The sequence below is a fragment of the Microbacterium dextranolyticum genome, assembly GCF_016907295.1.
Taxonomy (GTDB): Bacteria; Actinomycetota; Actinomycetes; order Actinomycetales; family Microbacteriaceae; genus Microbacterium; species Microbacterium dextranolyticum.
This window is the reverse complement of record NZ_JAFBBR010000001.1, coordinates 2599954-2620758: the sequence shown is the minus strand read 5'-3', so window position 1 is coordinate 2620758 and position 20805 is coordinate 2599954. Positions and strand designations below refer to the sequence as shown.

Here is a 20805-nt window from a genome sequence, read left to right as displayed (position 1 = left end):
AGGCTGACCGGATGACAGCGGAGTGGGCCCCGGACATCCTGGGGGAGCCGTTCGAGCAGCTCGCACTTCCGCTCGGCGAGGATGCCGAGGGGCCGGTCATCGCGACCCTCGTGCGCTCGCGCGCCCATCGGGCCGCGCTCAAGCCACTGGCGGATGTCGACGTGCTGTACGTGCACGGCTGGTCGGACTACTTCTTCCAGACCGAGCTGGCCCGCTTCTGGAACAGGCTCGGCGCACACTTCTACGCGCTCGATCTGCGGAAGTACGGTCGCAGTCTGCGGCCCGGCCAGACGCCGGGCTACGTCGCGTCACTCGACGAGTACGACGCCGACATCGACGCGGCTCTCGGTGTGATCCGCGGGGAGGGGCGTCGGCGCCGTCTCGTTCTTATGGGGCACTCGACCGGCGGTCTCACGCTCGCGCTGTGGGCCTCGCGGCATCCCGACGCGGCGTCGGCGGTCGTTCTGAACAGTCCGTGGCTGGAGCTGCAGACGGGGGCGATCGGCAGGCAGGCCATCGCCCCGCTGATCGCCGCTCGGGCCCGATTCGACCCGCTCGGCGCGCACCCGGTGGTCGATCTCGGCTACTACACCCGCGCGCAGCGCGAGCTCGGATCGCTGCCCGACAGCCCCGACGGGTGGCGGCCCGAGCGCGGTTTCCCCACGCATCCGGGGTGGCTGGCGGCCGTCATCGCCGGGCATCGACGGGTTGCCGACGGCCTCGACATCGACTGTCCGGTGCTCGTGATGCTGTCGCGCGGTTCGACCGCTCCGATGCAGTGGATGCCGGCGATGACCACGACCGACAGCGTGCTGGTCGTCGACGACATCGCCCAAGCGGCCACCCGGCTCGGATCCCACGTCATGATCGCGCGCATTCCCGACGCGATCCACGACGTGTTCCTTTCGGCGGATGCCCCGCGGAAGCAGGCCTACGCGGTCGTCCGGGACTGGGCCTGCGCTGGCACGCTGGCCTAGCGTCGGTGTGGTCGGCGCTGCTGCCAGAGGCGATCGCTCCGCGACCACGCGAACCGATCAGTCGTGCGGTCGGTGATGCAGGTGCATGCCCTCGAGGCGGTCGCCGAGACGGTCATAGAGCCGGTCCATGACGATGCTCGTGGAGCATCCGATCCACATCACGTAGGGGGCGTCGTGGGCGGATGCCTCATCCGGCATCCACTCGGACACCCAGCCCATGACGGCCCGAGCCGCCCGCCCTCCGCGCTGAGGCTCGTCGCGCGTGAGCCAGTGCACGGTGAGCCCGGCGGGTGCGGGGAGCGGGCAGATCTGGACGTGCGCGTCGATCTCCACGAAGACCTGTCCGTACGCGTCGACCGGCAAACGCCGCAGCAGCTGATCCAGGAGCGGCAGGTCGGTGGCGTCGCCGGCGATGAGGAAGTGGGAGGGGGAGGCGTCGGTCATATCGGTAACTCTACTAAGGATTGCCTAACCTTACCTATGGAAAACGGTGCTTGCGGGCACGATCGCTCGGGGAGGCATCACCCCACTTGCATACGTCCCGATCGTGGGGCAAGCCTCGGCGGCATGTTCCCGTTCGTGTGAGGATGGCGCTGCGGCATCGAGCGTCGAACAGCGGGCAACACCGGGCGGCGCCGCGAGCAATCCGATCCGGGCTCGGCTCCGAAGATTCTCCGACCGCGACCATGACGAAAGAAAGCGCTGCCGTGAGAGAAGTCTCCACACCGCCTCTGGCCGACCTGTCGGACTACCGGAACGTGACCGACCTGCTCGTGCGCCGGGTGGCGGTCGCCCCCGACCACATCGCGTTCGACGTCGCTGCTCCCGGCGGATGGCGCACGGTGTCGACCGCCGAGTTCGGCCACGAAGTATGGGGCGTCGCTCGGGGGCTCGTCGCTGCGGGGCTGCAGCCGGGCCAGTCCGTGGCGATCATGTCGTCGACACGCTACGAGTGGGCGGTGGCCGACCTCGCGATCTGGTTCGCCGGGGGTGTGGTCGTGCCCGTCTACGAATCCTCCGCCGCGTCCCAGGTGTCGGCGATCGTTGCCGACGCCGACGTGCGGATCGCTTTCGCCGGTGACGACCGGGCGCGCACCGCACTCCTCGATGCCGGCGTGCCGCTCGTGATCGACCTTCAGGGCGGGCTGGCGGGCCTCATCGACCTCGGAGCGGATGTGCCGTGCGACGACGTGGAGCGGGCGCGCGTGCATGCCGGGCCGGATTCCCCCGCGACGATCGTCTACACCTCAGGAACGACGGGCCACCCCAAGGCCGCCGTGCTCACCCACGAGAACTTCCTCGGACAGGTCCTGAACATCGCCGCGGCGTACTCCGACATCGTCCGGTCCGACGGCAACACGGTGATCTTCCTCCCTCTCGCGCACGTGCTCGCGCGGGGCCTGCAGCTGATCTGCCTCGCGAGCGGCATGCGCATCGCGCATCTGGCCACGCCGTCGGAGGTCGTGGCGTCGCTCGGCGTGCTGCGCCCGACGTTCCTGGTGGTCGTCCCTCGTGTGCTCGAGAAGATCGTGGCCTCCGCCGCCGCGAAAGCCGACGAGAAGCACCTCGGACGGCTCTGGGCCGGCGCGATGCGCGCCGCGACGGATGCCGGAACCCGCGCCGAGCGCAGCGACGACGGCACCGTGGTGAAGAGCCCCACCGCGCTGACCCTGCGCCACCGCCTGTACGACCTCCTGTTCTATCGTCGGCTGCGCGCGGTGCTGGGCGGGAGGCTCCGGTACGTTCTGTCGGGCGGTGCGACGCTGTCGCCTCGGCTGTCGCTGCTGTTCCGGGGCATGGGCATCCCGGTGATCGAGGGGTACGGTCTCACCGAGACGACGGCCCCGCTGACGGGGAACCTCCCGGGCGCGATCCGGTCCGGAACCGTCGGACTGCCCCTGCCGGGGTCGACGGTGCGCATCGCCGACGACGGCGAGGTGCTCGCGCGCGGCGTCGGCGTCTTCGCGGGCTACCGCGATGCGGCCGACGATGCGCAGGCGTTCGTGGACGGCTTCTTCCGTACCGGCGATCTGGGCAGGCTCGACGAGCGCGGGCGGCTCGTGCTCGAAGGGCGGGTGAAGGATGTCGTGACCACGTCCCACGGCAAGACCGTCGCACCGGCCCGGTGGGAGGCGGCGATCGAGGAGCACCCGCTGATCTCCTCCGCCGTCACCGTCGGAGAGGGGCGCCCGTACCTGACCGCGCTCATCGTGCTCGATCGAGACGCTGTCGGTGCCGACATCGACGATTCGCAGCTGCGAGCCGACATCCAGCGCGCCGTCGACGAGGCCAACGCGCTCGTCTCACGCAGTGAGCAGGTGCGCCGCTTTGCGCTGGTCGTCGCCGACAGCGACGACCGCGAAGTGATGACACCGACGCTGAAGATCCGCCGCCGCGAGCTCCTCCACCGCGAGGCGGCGACCGTCGACGCCCTCTACGGCTGACGCCGCCCGACTCCCGCACACCATTTCGATCCGGAAAGCAGCCATGTCCTCCCGCACCCCTGCCGTGCTTCTCACGATCATCGTCGCTCTCGCCCTCGGCGCAGCCTTCGCGCTCACCGGCGGCTCGTCCGGGCAGACCCTGGGTGGCATCCCGCTGTTCGCTCTGGCCGTCGCCGCCGCGTTTCTCATCCAGATCGTGGCGTACGTTCCGGCGGTGCTGCTGCGCACGGAGAGGTTCTTCGATCTCACCGGTGGGCTGACGTTCGCCGTCGTCACGGCGGCGCTCCTCGCCGCGGTGAGCCCCGCGGGCGCTCGGGCCTGGCTCCTCACGGCGATGGTCGTCGTGTGGGGCGTGCGGCTGTCCGTGTTCCTCTTCGTGCGCGTGCGCGCGCAGGGTTCGGACGGCCGTTTCGACGAGATCAAGACGCACCCGCTCGTCTTCCTCCGCGTGTGGATCATGCAGGGGCTCTGGGTCGTCGTGACGGCATCGGCGGCGTGGGTGGGGATCACCCAGACCCCCGACGCTGCGCAGACCGCACAGCCCGCCGTGGACGGCTGGATGATCGCCGGAGGCGTCGTGTGGCTCGTCGGGATCGTGCTCGAAATCGTGGCGGATGCCCAGAAAGCGCGGTTCCGCGGCGACCCCGCGAACGCCGGACGCTTCATCGACAGCGGAGTGTGGGCGTGGTCTCGCCATCCGAACTATCTCGGCGAGATCCTCGTGTGGATCGGCGTCGCGATCGTCGCTCTTCCCGTCGCCGTCGGATGGCAGTGGGTAGCGGTGCTCTCGCCCGTGTTCGTGGTGCTGCTGCTCACCCGGGTCAGTGGCATCCCGCTGCTGGAGAGGCGAGCCGACGCGCGCTGGGGCGAGGACCCCTCCTACCTCGCCTACAAGGCGCGCACCGCTGTGCTCGTTCCCGGACTCGGCCGCGGCTGACCCCCGCGCGCCTCGGCGGCGTGGACCGATCTCAGCCCAGAAGGGCTGCGGGGTGGGTGAGACGCCACCAGTCGGTGGGCGGTGCGATCGTGCCGCGCACACGGAGGTCGGCGGTGGCGGTGGCGGGCCCCGCGGTCCACGTGATGGTGCCGACGCTCTCGCCGTCGCGATACTGCGTGGGGTTGCCCACCGTGGTCGACACCGTGATCGGGGTGTTCGACCACGTTCGGATGGTCGCCGATTCTGCGACGACGAGCTGTGCGGACTCGCCCCACACCGTCGTGTACGAGCCGACGACGGTGTTCTCGTCGACGAGGCGCACGTCGTGGAACCCGCCGCGGATGCTGTCGAGCAGGCGCAGCACGGCGGCATCCTGCGATTCGCGGGATTGACCGCTCAACGTCACACCCGTGACGCTGAGCGGTGTGCCGATCCCGCCGTCGAGGGTGGCCGTGAACATCAGGCTGAAGGTGCCCTCGCCGAGGTTGCCGGTCTTGAGCCCGGTCACGCCGTCCTGCCCGAGCAGCATGTTCGTGTTGGTGATGTGTCCGGGCCCGGGCAGGGTGAGATCGGTCGTCGCGCCGATGCGGGCGATCGTGGGGTTCGCGGCGGCGAGTTGGGCGAGGTGCAGGAGGTCGGTCGGGGTGCTGACGTTGCGTGCGCTGATTCCGGTCGGCTCGACGATCGTGGTTCCGGTGAGTCCTTCGCGCGAGAGATAGTCGCGCGTCGCGGAGAGGAACGCGTCCCGTGAGCCGTAGGCCCACGTCGCAAGGGCGTCGGCGTAGTTGCTCGCCGACGGGATGAGCATGGCCGCGAGGGCGTCGTGCAACGACAGCGTGCTGCCGGTGGGCATGGTCGCCACGGCGGCATCCTGCACGTAGTACGCGTCGTACAGATCGTGGTCGGCTTTGCTGAAGGTGATCGTGGGCCCGGGGTCATCGGCGTTCGCGAGCGGATGCGCGTCGAGGATGACCAGGGCCGTGATGATCTTGCTGATGCTCGCGATCGAGCGCGGCTCGTCGTCGCCGGCGACCAGGTGCAGACCGTCGGCGCCGAGGTAGTCGGCGGCGCCCGTGACACTGACCGCCGTGGCGCCCTGACTCGGCAGCGCGAACGCCGCCGCCTCGGTGGCCGGAGCGGCAAGCTCACGCGTCGAGGCGACCGGGGCGGGCAGCGGTGCGTTGAGGGCCCAGACCACGTACCCGACGACGGATGCCGTGACCACCAGCAGCACGACCGCGACGGTGATGAGCGCACCGCGTGCGCGGCGGCGTCGCCGGGATCGCGCCGGTGAGTCGGACTCGTCGTACGACCCGCTCTCGAACAGGTCGGAGAGTCCCGGCGGCTCGTCGGGCTCGCTCACGGCTCAGCGGTAGTTGATGAACTGCAGATCGATGTCGAGGTCGGCCGACGTGAGAAGGCGCTGCACCTCTTGCAGGTCGTCGCGCGACTTCGACTGCACGCGCAGCTCGTCGCCCTGGATCTGCGACTTCACCGACTTGGGGCCCTCGTCGCGGATGATCTTGCCGATCTTCTTCGCGTTCTCCGACGAGATGCCCTCCTTCAGCGTGGAGGTGATCCGGTACTCCTTGCCGGATGCCTGCGGGTCGCCCGACTCGAGCGATTTCAGCGAAATGCCGCGCTTGATGAGCTTCGACTGGAACACGTCGAGGACGGCCTTCGCGCGTTCCTCGCTGTTCGCCTTGATGAGGATCGACTCGCCCGACCAGTCGATCGAGGCATCCGTGCCCTTGAAGTCGTAGCGCTGCTCGACCTCTTTGCGCGCCTGGTTGAGGGCGTTGTCCGCCTCCTGGCGATCGATCTTGGAGACGATGTCGAAACTGGAGTCAGCCATGGCGTGAGTCTATCGCCGTCGGCGCGCGCGGCTCGGATCGGCGACAGGCGGCGACCGGATGCCCGTCCCGGTGGGACGTAGGGTCGATCACGTGTACACCGACTTCGTCACGCCCGACGACGGCGTCGTCGACGATCTCGTGCACCGTGCCCTGCACGCTGCCGCGGAACACGTCCCGACCCGCGACTGGCGACGGGTCGAGCACGGATCGGCGAACCTCGTCGTCCTCGCGGGGCATGCGGCGGTGCGTGTCGCACGGACACCGACCGCCACCCGCGAGGCACTCCGCGCGCAGGCTCTCGTCGATGCGCTCCCGCCGCTTCCGTTCGACCTTCCGCTGTCGCTGGCTCCCGCGGAGCACGACAGCGAGAGCGGACTCATCGCGATCGCGCAGAGGCGCGTCCACGGTGTGCCGCACCCCAGCGGCAGCGGGGACCCGCGCGCGCTGCGGAAGCTTCTCGATGCCCTCCGCAGCGTCTCGCCGGTGGCGCTGCGCCCGCACCTGGCCCACCGGCACGCGTTCTTCGGAGGTGTCGAGGGACTGACTGTCATGGCGGATCGGGCGGTACCGATGCTGACCCTCGCTGCGCAGAATCGCGCCCGCCAGGTCGTCGACACCCTCGCCGGGCTCGAATCCGACGTCGCCGCACCGGTGCTGGCCCACGGCGACCTCGCCGGGAGCAACGTGCTGTGGTCGGAGGGACGGGTGCGCGGCGTGATCGACTGGGATCTCGCCGCGGAGTGCGACGAGGCCAGCGACGTTGCTGCGCTCGCGACATGGCACGGCTGGGATGCCGTGACATCCATCGTTCCCCCGGAGGTCGAACGACGTGCGCGGGCGGTGATCGACTCGTACCCACTGCAGCTGCTGTGCTTCGCGATCGTCGGGGCTCGCCCGCAGCACGAGGTCGAGCGTGCCGTCGCGCGAGCGGACGCGCTCTACTCGGCGTGAATCGCCCGGGTGGGGCGGACGATTCGTAGACTGGAGCGATGCAGCCGCTGACCGAGAACGAGGTCCGTGCGGCGCTCGTGAATGCATCGCCCGACGAACGCGACCGGCTCGCCGTGCCGATGTCGTTCCTGCTCGCGGACTGGGACCACCTCGACTTCCTCGCCTGGCCCGACCCCGACACGCGCGGGCGCGGCTACGTCGTCGTGGAGCGCGACGGTGTCGCCACCGGGATCGTGCTGCGCGCGGCATCCGGGTCGCGCGGGCACGCCGCGATGTGCAACCTGTGCCACACGATGCAACCCGGCAATCAGGTCTCGCTGTTCACGGCCCGCCGCGCCGGAGAAGCAGGGGAGAAGGGCGACAGCGTCGGCACGTACGTGTGCGCAGATCTCGGATGCCACGAGAACGTCCGTCTCGCCGCACCGCTCGCTCCCAGCGAGGTGCGGGCGAGCGTCGATCGTCGGATCGACGGCACCCGGCACCGCGTCGAAGCCTTCGTCGAGCGTGTCGTGGGACCCGTCTGATCACGTTTTCCGGCGTCGGTTTTTCGTAACGGCCGCGTACGGGTAAGCTTGTGGATCGCGCCTCCGGTCGACTGTACAAGCTGGGCGGGTGCGCACTTGGCGAGTTACCCAAGTGGCCAAAGGGATCTGACTGTAAATCAGCCGTCTTCGACTTCGGGGGTTCGAATCCCTCACTCGCCACCGATGTGAAAGGCCCGCGCGATGCGCGGGCCTTTCGTGGTTTTCCGGGCGTGGACGGTCATTCCGATGCCGTCGAGGGCCCGTCTCGCGGCCCCCGAATCCGGTGGTTCAGGCGCGTGCGGCGCCGGTGCCGAGGACGAATGCCTGGATGGCCAGGACCGCGGCGCCGCGCGCCCACTCGCTGTTGTCGCCGGATGAGAGGGTGAGCGGAGGCATCGTGGCGCGCGGATCGCGGAAGTGCCGCGCCGATCCCATCAGGGTGTCGAGGCCGACCTCAGCGAGCCGCACTCCCTCGCCGGCGACGATGATCCGATCGGGCAGGATCAGGTTGCAGACGGCGGCGACGAGCACACCGAGGCCCTGGGCCGCGTCGTGCACGATCCGCTGGGCGGCGGGCTGCCCCTCGCTGGCGAGTTGTATGGTCTCGTCGAACGTCGTGTCGGCACCTAGCGCCTCGCTCGCGTAGCGGGCGATCGCATCGGAATTGAGCAGGGCCGCGGCGCACCCGCGGTGGCCCTGAGCGCACACGGGCCCGGACGGATCCATCGGCCAGTGGCCCACCAGGCCGAAGCCGTAGTCGTCGTTGACGATCGGTTCCCCGTGGATGACCATGCCGAACCCGGTTCCGATGCCGAGGGTGATCACCGCGAAGCGTTCGTCGTTGCGAGCTGCGCCGAACCAATCCTCGTATTCGCACAGCGCGACGACGTCGTTCTCAACCAGCGCGGGCACCGACGTGCTCCGTTCGATCAGATCGGCGAGGGCCACGTCCTCCCACCCGAGGAAGGCGGCGCTGATGACCGTGCGACGCGCGCAGACGGCGCCGCCGATGCCGATCCCGATCCCGGTGATCGTGTGGCTCGCCGAGAAGTGCGTCAGGATTCGACCGATCTGGTCGACGACCGCCTCGGGGCTGCGGTCGCCGAGGGGCGTGCGCAGTTCGTCGACGACGTCGCCGCGCAGATCGGTGACGGCGGCGATGATCTCCGTCTCGCGCACCTTCGCGCCGAGGAAGTGATGCGACGAGGCATCCACATCGAGAAGTCGCGAGGGGCGGCCCACGCGTCCGTCGTTGTGCTCGCCGATGTCGCGGATCACGCCGCGCTCGAGGAGCGGGGCGCTCAGCCGGCTCAGCGAGGCGTGCGACAACCCCAGGCGACGGCCGATCTCCGCGCGAGAGAGCGGTCCGCGCCGCAGGACTTCGATGGCGACCGGCAGGGATGCTCCCGCGTCGGCGTCCCATGACCGGTGCTGCTTCACATCCGACCTTCCAATACCTCCACGTGGACAAAACTCCACGGCCTCAGCCTAGCGTCGGCCGTCTTGACGAAGGTAATACGTTTGGAGTAAACATATTTACGCGATCCGAGGACGGACGCACGTGCCAATGGCCATGGGAGGTCAATGTGTTCAGCAGCAACCGGAAGACGAAGGCTGCGGTCGCCATCGCAGCCGCCGTCGTCGCAGCACTCGGCGTGAGCGGATGCTCCGCCAGCGGTGGTGGCGGCAACGAAGACGGCAAGACCCTGAAGGTCTGGTGGTGGGAGAACGACGACTCCGCACTGTCGGCGGCCTGGAACAAGGCGATCGACACCTTCAAAGAGAAGCACCCCGACGTCAAGGTCGAGTTCGAGCTCAAGACGTACGAGCAGATGCAGCAGTCGGGGCAGCTGCTGCTCGACTCCGACGACGCGCCGGATGTGCTCGAGTACCTGAAGGGCAACGCGACCGCCGGTGTCGTCTCGCAGGCGGGTCTTCTGACCGACCTGACCGATGTCGCCAAGGAGCGCGGCTGGAAGGTCGACAACTCGGTGCAGGCCGTGGGTCTCTACGACAACGGACTCATGGGCTCGGGCAAGCGCTACGGCGTCACCAACTACGGCGAGTACGTGCCGGTCTGGTACAACAAGTCGCTCTTCGACAAGTACAACCTCACCGTCCCGACCTCGGTCGCGGGTCTCGAGAAGGACATGCAGACTTTCGTCGACAACGGCGTCACGCCGCTGGCACTCGGCTCGGCCGACTACCCGGGCGTGCACCTGCTCTACCAGCTCGCGCTGGAGAACATGGACGCCACGTCCCTCGCCGCCTACCAGCGCTTCGACGGCGACGTCGACTGGAGCGCGTGGGAGAAGGCCGCCGAGAAGATCGTCGACTGGACGAACAAGGGCTACATCAGCAAGAACTCGACCGGCATCCCGGCGCAGGACGCGGGCAACGCGTTCATCGCCGGCACCTACCCGATCTTCTACTCGGGCACCTGGTGGGCCGGTCAGTTCGACAAGGAGGTCAAGGACTTCTCCTTCGACCAGTTCCTCTTCCCGGGCACGAATTACGCGCCCGGTTCGGGCGGAAACCTCTGGGTCGTCCCCGAGAAGGCGAAGAACAAGAAGCTCGCGTACGACTTCATCGACATCACGATGAGCGACGAGATCCAGAGCTACCTCGGTGAGTCCGGCCAGGTGCCCGTCTCCGCCGATGCGTCGAAGATCACCTCGCCCACCGGGAAGCTCGTCACCGAGCAGTTCAACAAGCTGCAGGATGCCACCGACGGCGGTCTCGCCTGGTACCCCGACTGGCCGGTCGCCGGACTCAACGACGTGCTGATCCAGAACACCACCGCGCTCGTGCAGGGCACGAAGACCCCGCAGCAGGCTGTCGAGAGCATCCAGGCCGCCTACGACCAGGGCCGCAAGGACGCCGGACATTGATCCGACGGTGGGCGGCGGCGACCCGAACGCCGCCGCCCACCGCGGGCAGGAGAGAAGTCGAACCATGACCACAATGACCGCCAAAGCGCCGCGAACGACCGGGCGCAATCGGCTCGAGCCGGCCGGCGGATACTGGGCCTACCTCATCCCCGGAGCCATCGGCTTCGCCGCGGTGGTGCTCGTCCCCTTCGGGATGAACGTGTATCTGAGCCTCACCCGCTACCGCGGTGTCGGCACCCCGCAGTTCATCGGTTTCGACAACTACACCCGTTTGTTCGCCGACCCGACGTTCTGGACCTCGTTCCTCAACAGCCTCGTCTTCATCGTCGCGATGGCGATCATCCCCACGATCTTCGGCGTGCTGATCGCCGCGGTGCTGTTCGACTACATCGCCCCGCGCTTCGGCAGCCGGGCTTCCAGCATCATGCGCGCGATGTTCTACCTGCCGCAGATCCTCCCGATCGCGGTGGCCGGTGTGCTCTGGAAGTGGATGTACCAGCCCGAGTACGGCGTCATCAACAGCATCCTCGACGCGCTCGGCCTCTCCGCACTGCGGCAGAACTGGCTCGGCGACCCCAGCATCGCCATCTTCGCCGTCGTCAACGTGTTGATCTGGCTGCAGATCGGCTACACGGTCGTCATCTTCATGGCCGGTCTCTCGCGTGTCGACCCCTCGCTCTACGAGGCGGCCGAGCTCGACGGCGCCGGGTGGATGACCCGCTTCCGGGTGATCACGCTGAACCAGCTGCGCCCCGAGATCGCCGTCGTGGTGATCACGACGAGTGTCGCCGCTCTGAAGGTGTTCGCCCCGATCTTCGTGCTGACCAAGGGAGGACCGGGCACGAGCACCATCGTTCCCGCCTACTTCTCCTTCTACAACTTCTTCACCACCACCCAGGTCGGCTACGGCGCGGCCGTCGCCACCGTGCTGGCGCTGGTCGTGACCATCGTCGCCGTCGGGCTGCTCCTGTTCCAGACCCGCAGCTCGGAAGGGTTCGAGAAATGACCGTCCAGACCGTCGAAACGGCGACGCCCGCCTCCGTCCCGGCATCCGTGCCGCCGGCGGTTCGTAAGAGCAAGGGGCACCTGCGCCGCGGAGTCAGCGGCTGGGTCGTGCTGATCGTGGTGGCCGTCTGCGCCCTGCTGATGCTCTTCCCGTTCTGGCTGGCGCTCATCAACGCCTTCAAGCCCGGCTCGGAGTACATCCAGGACGGTCCGCTGGCGCTGCCCACCACCCTGAACTTCCAGGCGCTGCTCGACTTCTGGGCCGGCGTCAACTTCAACCAGAAGCTCCTCAACAGCGTCATCATCAGCGGTAGCGTCGCCCTCATCGCCGCGGCGATCAGCCTGCTGAGCGCCTATGCGATCGGCATCGGCCGGATCAAGGGGCGGGTGTGGATCCTCGCGGTCTTCATGCTCGCCTTCACGATCCCGCAGGAGGCGCTGGTCTACCCGCTGTTCATCCTCACGCGCAGCCTCGGGCTCTACGACACCCAGCTGGGCGTGATCATCATCCTCGCCGTGCTGCAGAGCGCATTCGGCACGTACATGCTCGCCTCCGTGCTGGGCTCGTTCCCCGCCGAAGTGCTCGAGGCCGCCCGCATCGACGGCGCATCGCGCACGCAGATCCTCTTGCGTATCGTGCTGCCGCTGACGCGCCCGACCCTCGCGGTGCTCGTCACGTTCTTCTTCATCTGGACGTGGAACGACTTCTTCCTGCCGCTCGTGCTGCTGCCGAGTGCGGCGAACCAGACCGTGTCGGTCGCGCTCGGCGCGCTGAGCGGGCAGTACACCAGCGACCCGACGGCGCTCGCCGCCGCGTCGTTGGCGGGCATCCTGCCGGCTTTCATCTTCTTCCTGATCTTCCAGCGCACCCTCATGCGCGGCGTCAATATCGGAGCCATCAAATGACCCTCACCACTCCCGACGCCGTGTCGGTCGTGACTCCCGCCTGGTGGACGTCGGCCGTCGTCTACCAGGTGTATCCGCGCAGCTTCGCGGACGGGAACTCGGACGGCATCGGCGACATCCGCGGGATCATCGGCAAGCTCGATCACCTGCAGCGGCTGGGTGTCGACGTCGTCTGGCTCTCGCCCGTCTACCGGTCGCCGCAGGCCGATGCCGGCTACGACATCAGCGACTACCAGGACATCGACCCGATCTTCGGCTCGCTCGCCGACATCGACGAGCTCATCGCCGACCTGCATTCCCGCGGCATGAAGCTCGTCATGGATCTCGTCGTGAACCACACCTCGGACGAGCACCCGTGGTTCGTCGAGTCGCGCTCTTCGCTCGACAACCCGAAGCGCGATTGGTACTGGTGGCGCGACCCGCGACCGGGCTTCGCGGCGGGGCAATCCGGTGCCGAGCCCACGAACTGGGAATCGTTCTTCTCGGGCCCCACGTGGCGCCTCGACGAGGCCACCGGTCAGTACTACCTGCACCTGTTCGACCCGAAGCAGCCCGACCTCAACTGGGAGAACCCCGAGGTCCGCGCCGCCGTGCACGGGATGATGCGGTGGTGGCTCGACCGCGGCATCGACGGTTTCCGCATGGACGTCATCAACCTCATCTCGAAGGACACGACGCTCCCGGATGCCGAGCCCGACCCGGCGACCGGCCGCGGTGACGGCTTCGCGCACTATTCCCACGGACCGCGCCTGCACGAGTTCCTGCGGGAGATGCGCCGCGAGGTCTTCGATGGGCGCGACGCGCTGCTGACCGTGGGCGAGATGCCCGGCGTCACGACGGAGGAAGCCCTCCTGACCACCGACCCGGCGCGCCGCGAACTCGACATGGTGTTCCAGTTCGAGCACGTCGGCCTCGATCACGGCTCGACGAAGTTCGACCCGCGCCCTCTGGCGCCGGGCGCGCTCGCCGCCTCGCTCACGAAATGGCAGGATGCCCTCGGTGAGACCGGCTGGAACAGCCTCTATCTCTCGAATCACGACCAGCCGCGCACCGTGTCGCGCTTCGGCAACGACGGAGAGTTCTGGCGTCAGTCGGCGACGGCGCTGGCGACGATGCTGCATCTGCAGCGCGGCACGCCCTATATCTACCAGGGTGAAGAGATCGGCATGACCAACGGGTCGTTCCCGACCCTCGACGCGTTCCGCGATATCGAGAGCCTGAACTTCTTCGCGCGAGCGGGGGAGCGGGGCCTCGACCCGGCCGACGTGCTCGACGGGCTGCGCGTCAACGGTCGCGACAACGCACGCACACCGGTGCAGTGGACCGGCGGCGCACAGGCCGGTTTCACCAAGGGACGGCCGTGGATCGAGGTCAATCCCAATCACACCTGGCTGAACGCCGACGCGCAGTACGACGACCCCGACTCGGTCTTCGCGTACTACCAGCGGCTGATCGCGCTTCGGCACGAGCGCGCGGTCATCGCTCTCGGCACGTTCGCGCGTGTGGATGCCGGTGACCCGGCGATCTTCGCGTTCGAGAGATCTCTCGACACAGAGCGTCTGTTCGTCGTCACCAACCTCTCCGACGACACGCTCGACGCGGCGCTGCCCGCGTCGTGGAACCACGTGTCGCCGGTCCTGGCGAACTACCCGGACGCGCACGGCCCTCGGCTGCGCCCGTGGGAGGCGCGCGTGCTCTCCTCCATGTGATCGTTCGCGTTCGACCCATTCCATCCACTGACAACGGCGTCAAGGAGCATTATGAGCGGTACTCGAATCACACTCGTCGGCATGGCGATCGCTGTCGCGATCGTCGGGTCTGCGCTGTCGCCCGGTGCGTCGGCATCCGCCGCACCGGGCGGATCCGGCGCGGTGGCGCCCCTCGCGCCGCGTGCTGCCCTGGGGCAGACGGTCTCGGGGCCCGTCGACAGCGATGCGCTGACGACGTGGGACCACGCGAACGCCACCGCCACGACAGGGCCCGTCGGCGGCGACGTCGTCCGGCGCTCCCCGTACTACTCGGCCGCCGTCGCCACGGCATCCGATGAGAGCGCCGCGCACCGATCGTTCGTCTACATGAACGTCCCGCGCAACGGAAACGGCAAGGTCGGCTACAGCGGTCAGGACGGGGCGGAGTTCGCCGCCGACAACGACCTGTCGATGAGCTGGACGAGCTTCGAATACGCGCAGGACGTCTGGGTCACGGTGACGTTGGAGACATCTCAGCCGATCACCTCCGCAGACGACGTGATCATCCGGCCGAGCTCCCTCTCGTGGGAGAAGCAGGTCGTCGACTCGTCGTCCATCCGGGTCAAGGTGCCCTACAGTCCGCAGGGCTATCGCTTCTCGGTCGAGTTCGCTCCCCAGCAGATGAAGGTCTACAGTGCGGCCGCCGACGGGGCGCTGACAACGAGCGCGCAGGGCAATCGTTTCGTGGAGGAGGAGCCCCGCAACGCGATGCTCGTCTTCGCGAACCCGAAGCTCACGACCGACGAGCGCACCCGAACCGTGCCGACGGAAGCAGACGGCACCATCTACCGCCCGCAGCCGGGACCGGTCACCAACCTCGACTCGATCGATGCCGACATCGTGTACTTCGCGCCGGGAACCTATTACATGGGCTCCGGCTACCGGGCGTCGCTGCCCAACCGGGTGCGCTGGATCTACATCGCCCCGGGAGCCTATGTGAAGGGTGCCTTCTCGTTTCCCGGCTCGGACAGTGTCTCGCAGTACAAGGTGACGGGTCGCGGAGTGCTCTCCGGGGAGCAGTACGTCTACGAGGCTGACACGACCCAGCCCGGGTACACGCACAGCACCGGCTCGAACTGTCACGGTTCGTGCGTCAAGATGCTGCAACTGTCGGCATCGCCGTACACGAACCAGACGCTCGACCTGGAAGGCGTCACCGTCAACGCCCCGCCGTACCACTCCTTCGTCGTCTACTCGTTCCAGAACGGCGTCGAGGTCGAGCCGCAGAACTTCCGGATGGACGTCTCCAACTACAAGCAGGTCGGCAGCTGGTACTGGCAGACCGACGGCATCGAGCTCTACCCGCACGGCACGATGCGCGACACCTTCTTCCACGCGAACGACGACGTGCTGAAGCTCTATCACAGCGATCTCGACATCCGACGCACGGTCATCTGGAAGAACGAGAACGGTCCGGTCTTCCAATGGGGGTGGGGCCCGCGGTCGATCGACGGGGTGTCCGTGTCGGACACCGACGTCATCCACAACCGCATGGGCTGGAACGACGTGAAGTTCAACACCTGCGTCTTCAACTCGTCCTCGGCCTGGCAGGACATGGGATCGACGTCTTACGCCGACCCCGGACAGACCGTGAAGAACATGACCTTCACCGGCACGCGTGTCGAGGGAGCCGTCAACTGCGGGCTGCGCGTGTTCGCCCAGTCGAACACGGAGAACATCCGGATCGACGGGTTCGCGGTGGATGCCTGGAACCAGCTCGATCCGCCGGCGCAGGCGAGCACGTTCGTGGCCCATGCCAACGCGAGCGGACAGAAGGTGCAGCTCGGTGACGAGATGACCGACCGCAGAGGTCTTCTCCTCCACGACTACACGGTGGGCGGCGTGCCCGTCGTGAAGGCGGGTTCATCCGCGAACTGGGGGGTCGGGCAGCTCGGACGTCTCGCGTTCGGTGCCGACGTCGACGCGAACTGGAACGCCACTGCGACTCCTCCGTCACCCCCGCAGTTGACCGTCGACACCCCTACCGATGCTTCTGTGCTCACGTCGCGCTCGATCGTGGTCTCGGGGCGGACGAATGCCCCCGCGGTCGCGGTCCACATCGATGGTGTGTCGTCGGTGGCTGTGGTGTCGGGCGGTGTGTTTCGCGCGTCGGTGGTGGTCCCCGTGGGGCGCCACTCGGTGGAGGTTGTGGCGACGGGGGCGTCGGGGTTGACGTCGCGTGTGCAGCGGTCGGTGGTGGCGTTCGGGGATCTGGTGGGGTCGTTGAGTGATCCGGCGGGTGATGATCACGGTCCGGGTGGGTATGCGTATCCGTCGGATGCTGCTTTCAATCCCGGAAGCCTCGATCTGACGGGTCTGGGTGTGTATCGCGACGGTGATGTCGTGCGGTTCGTGGTGTCCACGGCGGGGCAGATCCAGAATCCGTGGGGTGGTCAGGGGATGAGCACGCAGCGGGTGAACATCTATCTGCAGGACGGGTCGTCGTCGACGGTGACGGCGTTGTTGCCGGGGACGAACACGTTCGCGCGGGGCGCGTGGTCGCGGGCGATCGTTGCGGATGGGCGTTTCGCCGATACTCCGTTCGGTGCGGGTGTGTTCAATGCGTCGGGTGCGCGGGTGTCGTCGGTGCAGTGGGATGTGGATCCTGCGGGTGCGATCGAGGTGTCGGTGCCGGTGTCGGCGTTGGGCGGAATCGATCTGGGTTCGGTGGGGTATCAGGTGTCGATGCTCAGCAGCACGGAGCCGGGCGAGGGCGTCGGGAATGTGCGTCCTGTGTATAGCGCGGCGTGTGGTGCGGGGGTCGGGTGTCCGGGGTTCGTGGGTCAGTACCGGGGTTCGGGTGGTGCGGGTCAGTTCACGGATGCTGTCGCGTCGCGTGACACGGACACGACCGATTCGAACGCGTTCGACCTGATCACCGGGAACGAGGACCAGAGCGTGGTCATGGACTGGACCCACGGACCCGTCATCGCCCCCTACCTCCCCCTCGACACCGCTCGACGATGAGCGCGACCGTCCCGCGCGGATTGCCCCGAGCATCCGCTCATCCGCACCACCATCCAGACCTCGATCACAGGCACGACAGCAAGGGAGTCATCATGACACGCGCACGGCACTCGAGATGGGGGATTGCCGCCACGGCCGCCCTCGTCGCATCCCTCCTCGGGGCGACGGCGGCTCCCGCCGCCGCCGCCCCGGAGGCGGCTGCGGCACCACCCGCGCACGGGCCGATCGACAGCTCGGCGCTGACCACGTGGGGCCATGACAAGGTCGACACCACCACCGGACCGATCGCCGACGACGCCGTGCGCGGGTCGGAGTTCTACTCGGCATCGGTCAGTCTCGCGAGCGCGCCCGACACGGCCTACAGCTCGTTCGTCTACATGAACGTGCCGCGCAGCGGCGAAGGCAAGCGCGGGTACGACGAGCAGGACGGCGCGGAGTTCTCCTCGAGCGCCGACCTCTCGATGAGCTGGTCGAGCTTCGAGTACTCCGAAGACGTGTGGGTCAACGTCACACTGACCACGGGCCAGCACATCTCATCGGCCGACCAGGTCACCGTGCGCCCCACGAGCCTGAACCTCGAGAAGCAGCTGGTCGACTCATCCACGATCCGGGTCAAGGTCCCCTACAGCGCGCAGGGGCTGCGCTTCTCGGTCGAGTTCGACCCTCAGCAGCTCACGTCGTACAACGACATGAGCGGCGACAGCGGTGTGCTCACGACGGTGGCCGCCGGCAACCGCGCGGTCGCCACCGAGCCGCAGAACTCGATGCTCGTCTTCGCCAACCCGAAGCTCACCGGCAGCGAGCGCGATCGGCTGATCCCGACGGATGCCTCGGGCACCATCTACAAGCCGGCACCCGGCCTCGTGAACGATCTCGACCACATGACGGCCGACATCCTCTACTTCGAGCCCGGCACGTACTACATGGGCGACGACTACCGCGCGCAGCTGCCGGCGAACGTGAAGTGGATCTACCTCGCGCCGGGTGCCTACGTGAAGGGTGCGTTCCGTTTCCCCGACTCGTCGCAGCCCGCGTACAAGGTGACCGGACGTGGCGTGCTCTCGGGCGAGCAGTACGTCTATGAGGCCAACACCGCTGAGGGATACGCGCACAACACGAAGGAGAACTGTCACGTCGACTGCGTGAAGATGCTGCAGTTCGAATCCTCCAACAAGGGCCAGACGCTCGACATGGAGGGGCTGACGATCAATGCCCCGCCGTACCACTCGTTCGTGGTCTACGCGCACGACGAGACGGGCGAGATCGGCGTCGAGAACTTCCGCATGGATGTCTCGAACTACAAGCAGGTCGGCAGCTGGTACTGGCAGACCGACGGCCTGGAGCTTTACCCCGACGGTCACATGCGCGACACCTTCTTCCACGCGAACGACGACGTGCTGAAGCTGTACCACAGCGACGTGAAGATCGAGCGGACCGTCATCTGGAAGAACGAGAACGGCCCGGTCATCCAGTGGGGCTGGACGCCGCGCAACATCGACGGCGTCACGGTCAGCGACACCGACATCATCCACAACCGCATGGGCTGGAAAGACGTCAAGTACAACACGTGCGTCTTCAACTCGTCGTCGCACTGGGAGGACATGGGCGCGACCGATCGAGCGGATGTCTCGACGACGGTCAAGAACATGCACTTCACGAACACGCGCGTCGAGGGTGCCGTGAACTGCGGCATCCGCATCTTCGCCCTCTCGAACACCGAGAACATCCAGATCGACGGCTTCTCGGTGGACGCCTGGAACGGTCTCGGATCCGCATCGCAGGTCAGCCTGCTCCAGCGGTACACCGACCGCAGCGGCGCGAAGGTCACGATCGGCAACGAGATGACCGATCGCAACGGCATCCTGCTGCACGACTACAGCGTGGGCGGAGTGCCGATCCTGAAGTCGGGCGACAAGTGGGCCAGCGACGAGCTGGGACGGCTGAACTTCGACGTCGACACCTGGGACGACTGGAACGCGACGAGCGACGACGCGCCCACGGGCACCGCGCCCCAGCTCGCGGTCGACGGCCTCGCTGACGGATCGGTCGCCACGGCGCGCAACCTGACCGTGACCGGGACGACGGATGCCCCGCGCGTGAGCGTCACGGTCAACGGCGTCACGTCGGACGCGACCGTCGCGGGCGGCGCGTTCACGGCGCCCGTGACCCTGCCCGACATCACGAATCGCATCGTCGTCACCGCCACCGGCGCGAACGGTGTGGAGACGGTCGTGCGCCGCACCATCACCGCCCTGGGCACGGTCGTCGGATCGCTCACCGACCCCACCGGGGACGACAACGGTCCGGGCAGCTACACGTACCCGACCGACAGTGCCTTCAACCCGGGCAGCTTCGACCTCACCGGTCTCACGGTGTACCGGGACGGCGACACCGTGCGCTTCGTGACGAAGGTCGCCGGCGAGGTCCGCAACCCCTGGTTCGGACAGGGCATGAGCACGCAGCGGGTCAACATCTATCTGCGTGACGGCGACTCGACCGCGACGACCCCGCTGCTGCCGGGGACGAACACGTCGGCGGCCGGTGCATGGACGCGGGCGATCGTGGCCTCGGGTCGCTTCGCCGACAGCCCGTACGGAGCCGGCGTATTCACGCCCGACGGTCAGCGCATCGCGCGCCCGACGATCGAGGTGAACGGTGCCGCCGGTGAGATCATCGCATCGGTGCCGGCGAGCACCCTCGGCGACGTGGACCTCTCGAAAACCGGGTACCAGGTGTCGATGTTCGCCGACGCGGAGTCGGGCGAGGGTGTCGGCAACGTCCGCCCGATCTACAGCACCGAATGCGCGCAGGGTGTCGGATGCCCCGACTTCGTCGGTCCGTACCGAGGAGCCGGCGGCGCCGGCAGTTTCGACGGCGACCTGGCCTCTCGTGACACCGACACGCGGGACTCCAACGCGTTCGACATGATCACCGGCGACGCCGACCAGCACACCGTCATGGACTGGACGCGCGGCCCCGTCGTGGCCCCCTACGTCGTGCTCGACACGTCCGATGCTCCCGTCGAGCGCACGCCCGAGGCATCCCTCACCGCGGCGCGCGTGACCGCGGGGGGACAGATCGTCGTCACCGGGTCGCAGTTCGGTGCGAACGAAGGGATCAGCCTGTGGCTGCAGGCGGCCCCCGCGGCGGCGGCGCGTGCGACAGACGTCGGCGCCGCAGCGCTGGCGGAGTTCTCCGCCGACGCGAGCGGCGCGTTCGCCCAGACGGCGACCGTGCCGGCGAACCTCGCGGCCGGGGCCTACCGCCTCGAGGTGCGCGGTGCGTCCTCCGGCTCGGTCTGGTTCGACCTCACGGTCGACGCGGCGAACACGGGCGGCGGGGGAACCGACACCGGTCACGGCGACGGAGGCTCCTCGGCTCAGCCCGGCGGGTCCGTGTCGGCGCCGACGACCGGCGGCACATCGGGAGCGAGCCACCTCGAAGCGACGGGCGGCGAGTTCTCGCCGTGGCCGCTGTGGGGCGCCGGTGCGCTGCTGCTGGCGGGGGCGATCGCCCTCGTGGTCGCACGCCGACGTCGCAGCCACTCGATCGATTGATCCACTCCGCGCCCTGCGTCGGTCCCGACCGGCGCAGGGCGC

General features: G+C 68.0%; 15 protein-coding genes and 1 tRNA gene. 12 read left to right on the top strand and 4 right to left on the bottom strand.

Annotation, left to right across the window (positions count from 1 at the left end; all coding sequences use genetic code 11):
* The first annotated feature begins 11 nt into the window (after positions 1-11).
* Positions 12-977 carry an alpha/beta hydrolase gene (locus tag JOE64_RS11915; RefSeq protein ID WP_204964451.1) on the top strand — a complete coding sequence of 322 codons (966 nt, stop codon included), beginning with the start codon at positions 12-14 and terminating at the stop codon, positions 975-977.
* A 57-nt stretch (positions 978-1034) separates the two neighbouring features.
* Here JOE64_RS11915 and JOE64_RS11910 read toward each other — a convergent pair whose 3' ends face one another.
* Complete coding sequence (locus tag JOE64_RS11910) at positions 1035-1421, bottom strand: SIP domain-containing protein (RefSeq protein ID WP_204964450.1); 387 nt, start codon at positions 1419-1421, stop codon at positions 1035-1037.
* Positions 1422-1684: 263 nt separating this feature from the next.
* Between JOE64_RS11910 and JOE64_RS11905 the strand changes: the two genes are divergently transcribed.
* Together JOE64_RS11905 and JOE64_RS11900 are read left to right on the top strand one after the other, a co-directional pair.
* Positions 1685-3421, top strand: a complete 1737-nt coding sequence (locus JOE64_RS11905; RefSeq protein ID WP_204964449.1) for an AMP-dependent synthetase/ligase — start codon at positions 1685-1687, stop codon at positions 3419-3421.
* A gap of 43 nt (positions 3422-3464) precedes the next feature.
* Entirely contained in the window at positions 3465-4358 is an 894-nt protein-coding gene (locus tag JOE64_RS11900) for a DUF1295 domain-containing protein (protein WP_204964448.1), read from the top strand.
* Positions 4359-4389: 31 nt separating this feature from the next.
* Here JOE64_RS11900 and JOE64_RS11895 read toward each other — a convergent pair whose 3' ends face one another.
* Complete coding sequence (locus tag JOE64_RS11895; protein WP_204964447.1) at positions 4390-5721, bottom strand: D-alanyl-D-alanine carboxypeptidase family protein; 1332 nt, start codon at positions 5719-5721, stop codon at positions 4390-4392.
* A 3-nt stretch (positions 5722-5724) separates the two neighbouring features.
* Positions 5725-6213 carry a YajQ family cyclic di-GMP-binding protein gene (locus tag JOE64_RS11890; RefSeq protein ID WP_204964446.1) on the bottom strand — a complete coding sequence of 163 codons (489 nt, stop codon included), beginning with the start codon at positions 6211-6213 and terminating at the stop codon, positions 5725-5727.
* 91 nt (positions 6214-6304) lie between these two features.
* Between JOE64_RS11890 and JOE64_RS11885 the strand changes: the two genes are divergently transcribed.
* From JOE64_RS11885 to JOE64_RS11875, 3 genes are all read left to right on the top strand, one after another.
* Positions 6305-7165, top strand: coding sequence for a phosphotransferase (locus JOE64_RS11885; protein ID WP_204964445.1), 861 nt, complete (start codon positions 6305-6307; stop codon positions 7163-7165).
* A 38-nt stretch (positions 7166-7203) separates the two neighbouring features.
* On the top strand, positions 7204-7689 hold the full coding sequence (locus JOE64_RS11880; RefSeq protein ID WP_204964444.1) for an FBP domain-containing protein: 486 nt from the start codon (positions 7204-7206) through the stop codon (positions 7687-7689).
* 98 nt (positions 7690-7787) lie between these two features.
* Positions 7788-7869, top strand: a tRNA-Tyr gene (locus JOE64_RS11875).
* A gap of 108 nt (positions 7870-7977) precedes the next feature.
* Here the strand turns inward: JOE64_RS11875 and JOE64_RS11870 are convergent.
* Positions 7978-9129, bottom strand: a complete 1152-nt coding sequence (locus JOE64_RS11870) for an ROK family transcriptional regulator (RefSeq protein WP_204964443.1) — start codon at positions 9127-9129, stop codon at positions 7978-7980.
* Between the two features lie 146 nt (positions 9130-9275).
* On the opposite strand from JOE64_RS11870, the gene JOE64_RS11865 reads away from it, so the two are divergent.
* The 6 genes from JOE64_RS11865 to JOE64_RS11840 all read left to right on the top strand — a co-directional run bounded on the left by JOE64_RS11865 (position 9276) and on the right by JOE64_RS11840 (position 20763).
* A complete protein-coding gene (locus JOE64_RS11865) occupies positions 9276-10580 on the top strand; it encodes an ABC transporter substrate-binding protein (protein WP_204964442.1) in 1305 nt (434 codons plus the stop codon).
* Between the two features lie 64 nt (positions 10581-10644).
* Positions 10645-11586, top strand: coding sequence for a carbohydrate ABC transporter permease (locus tag JOE64_RS11860; protein ID WP_239531761.1), 942 nt, complete (start codon positions 10645-10647; stop codon positions 11584-11586).
* A complete protein-coding gene (locus JOE64_RS11855; protein ID WP_204964441.1) occupies positions 11583-12491 on the top strand; it encodes a carbohydrate ABC transporter permease in 909 nt (302 codons plus the stop codon). Before JOE64_RS11860 ends, JOE64_RS11855 begins: the two co-directional genes overlap by 4 nt.
* Positions 12488-14200, top strand: coding sequence for an alpha-glucosidase (locus JOE64_RS11850; RefSeq protein WP_239531760.1), 1713 nt, complete (start codon positions 12488-12490; stop codon positions 14198-14200). The genes JOE64_RS11855 and JOE64_RS11850 overlap by 4 nt, the downstream gene beginning before the upstream one ends.
* Positions 14201-14251: 51 nt before the next feature.
* Positions 14252-17206 (top strand): glucodextranase DOMON-like domain-containing protein, encoded by a 2955-nt coding sequence (locus JOE64_RS11845; protein WP_204964440.1) that lies wholly within the window; start codon positions 14252-14254, stop codon positions 17204-17206.
* Positions 17207-17298: 92 nt separating this feature from the next.
* Positions 17299-20763 (top strand): glucodextranase DOMON-like domain-containing protein, encoded by a 3465-nt coding sequence (locus JOE64_RS11840; RefSeq protein ID WP_204964439.1) that lies wholly within the window; start codon positions 17299-17301, stop codon positions 20761-20763.
* Positions 20764-20805 lie beyond the last annotated feature (42 nt).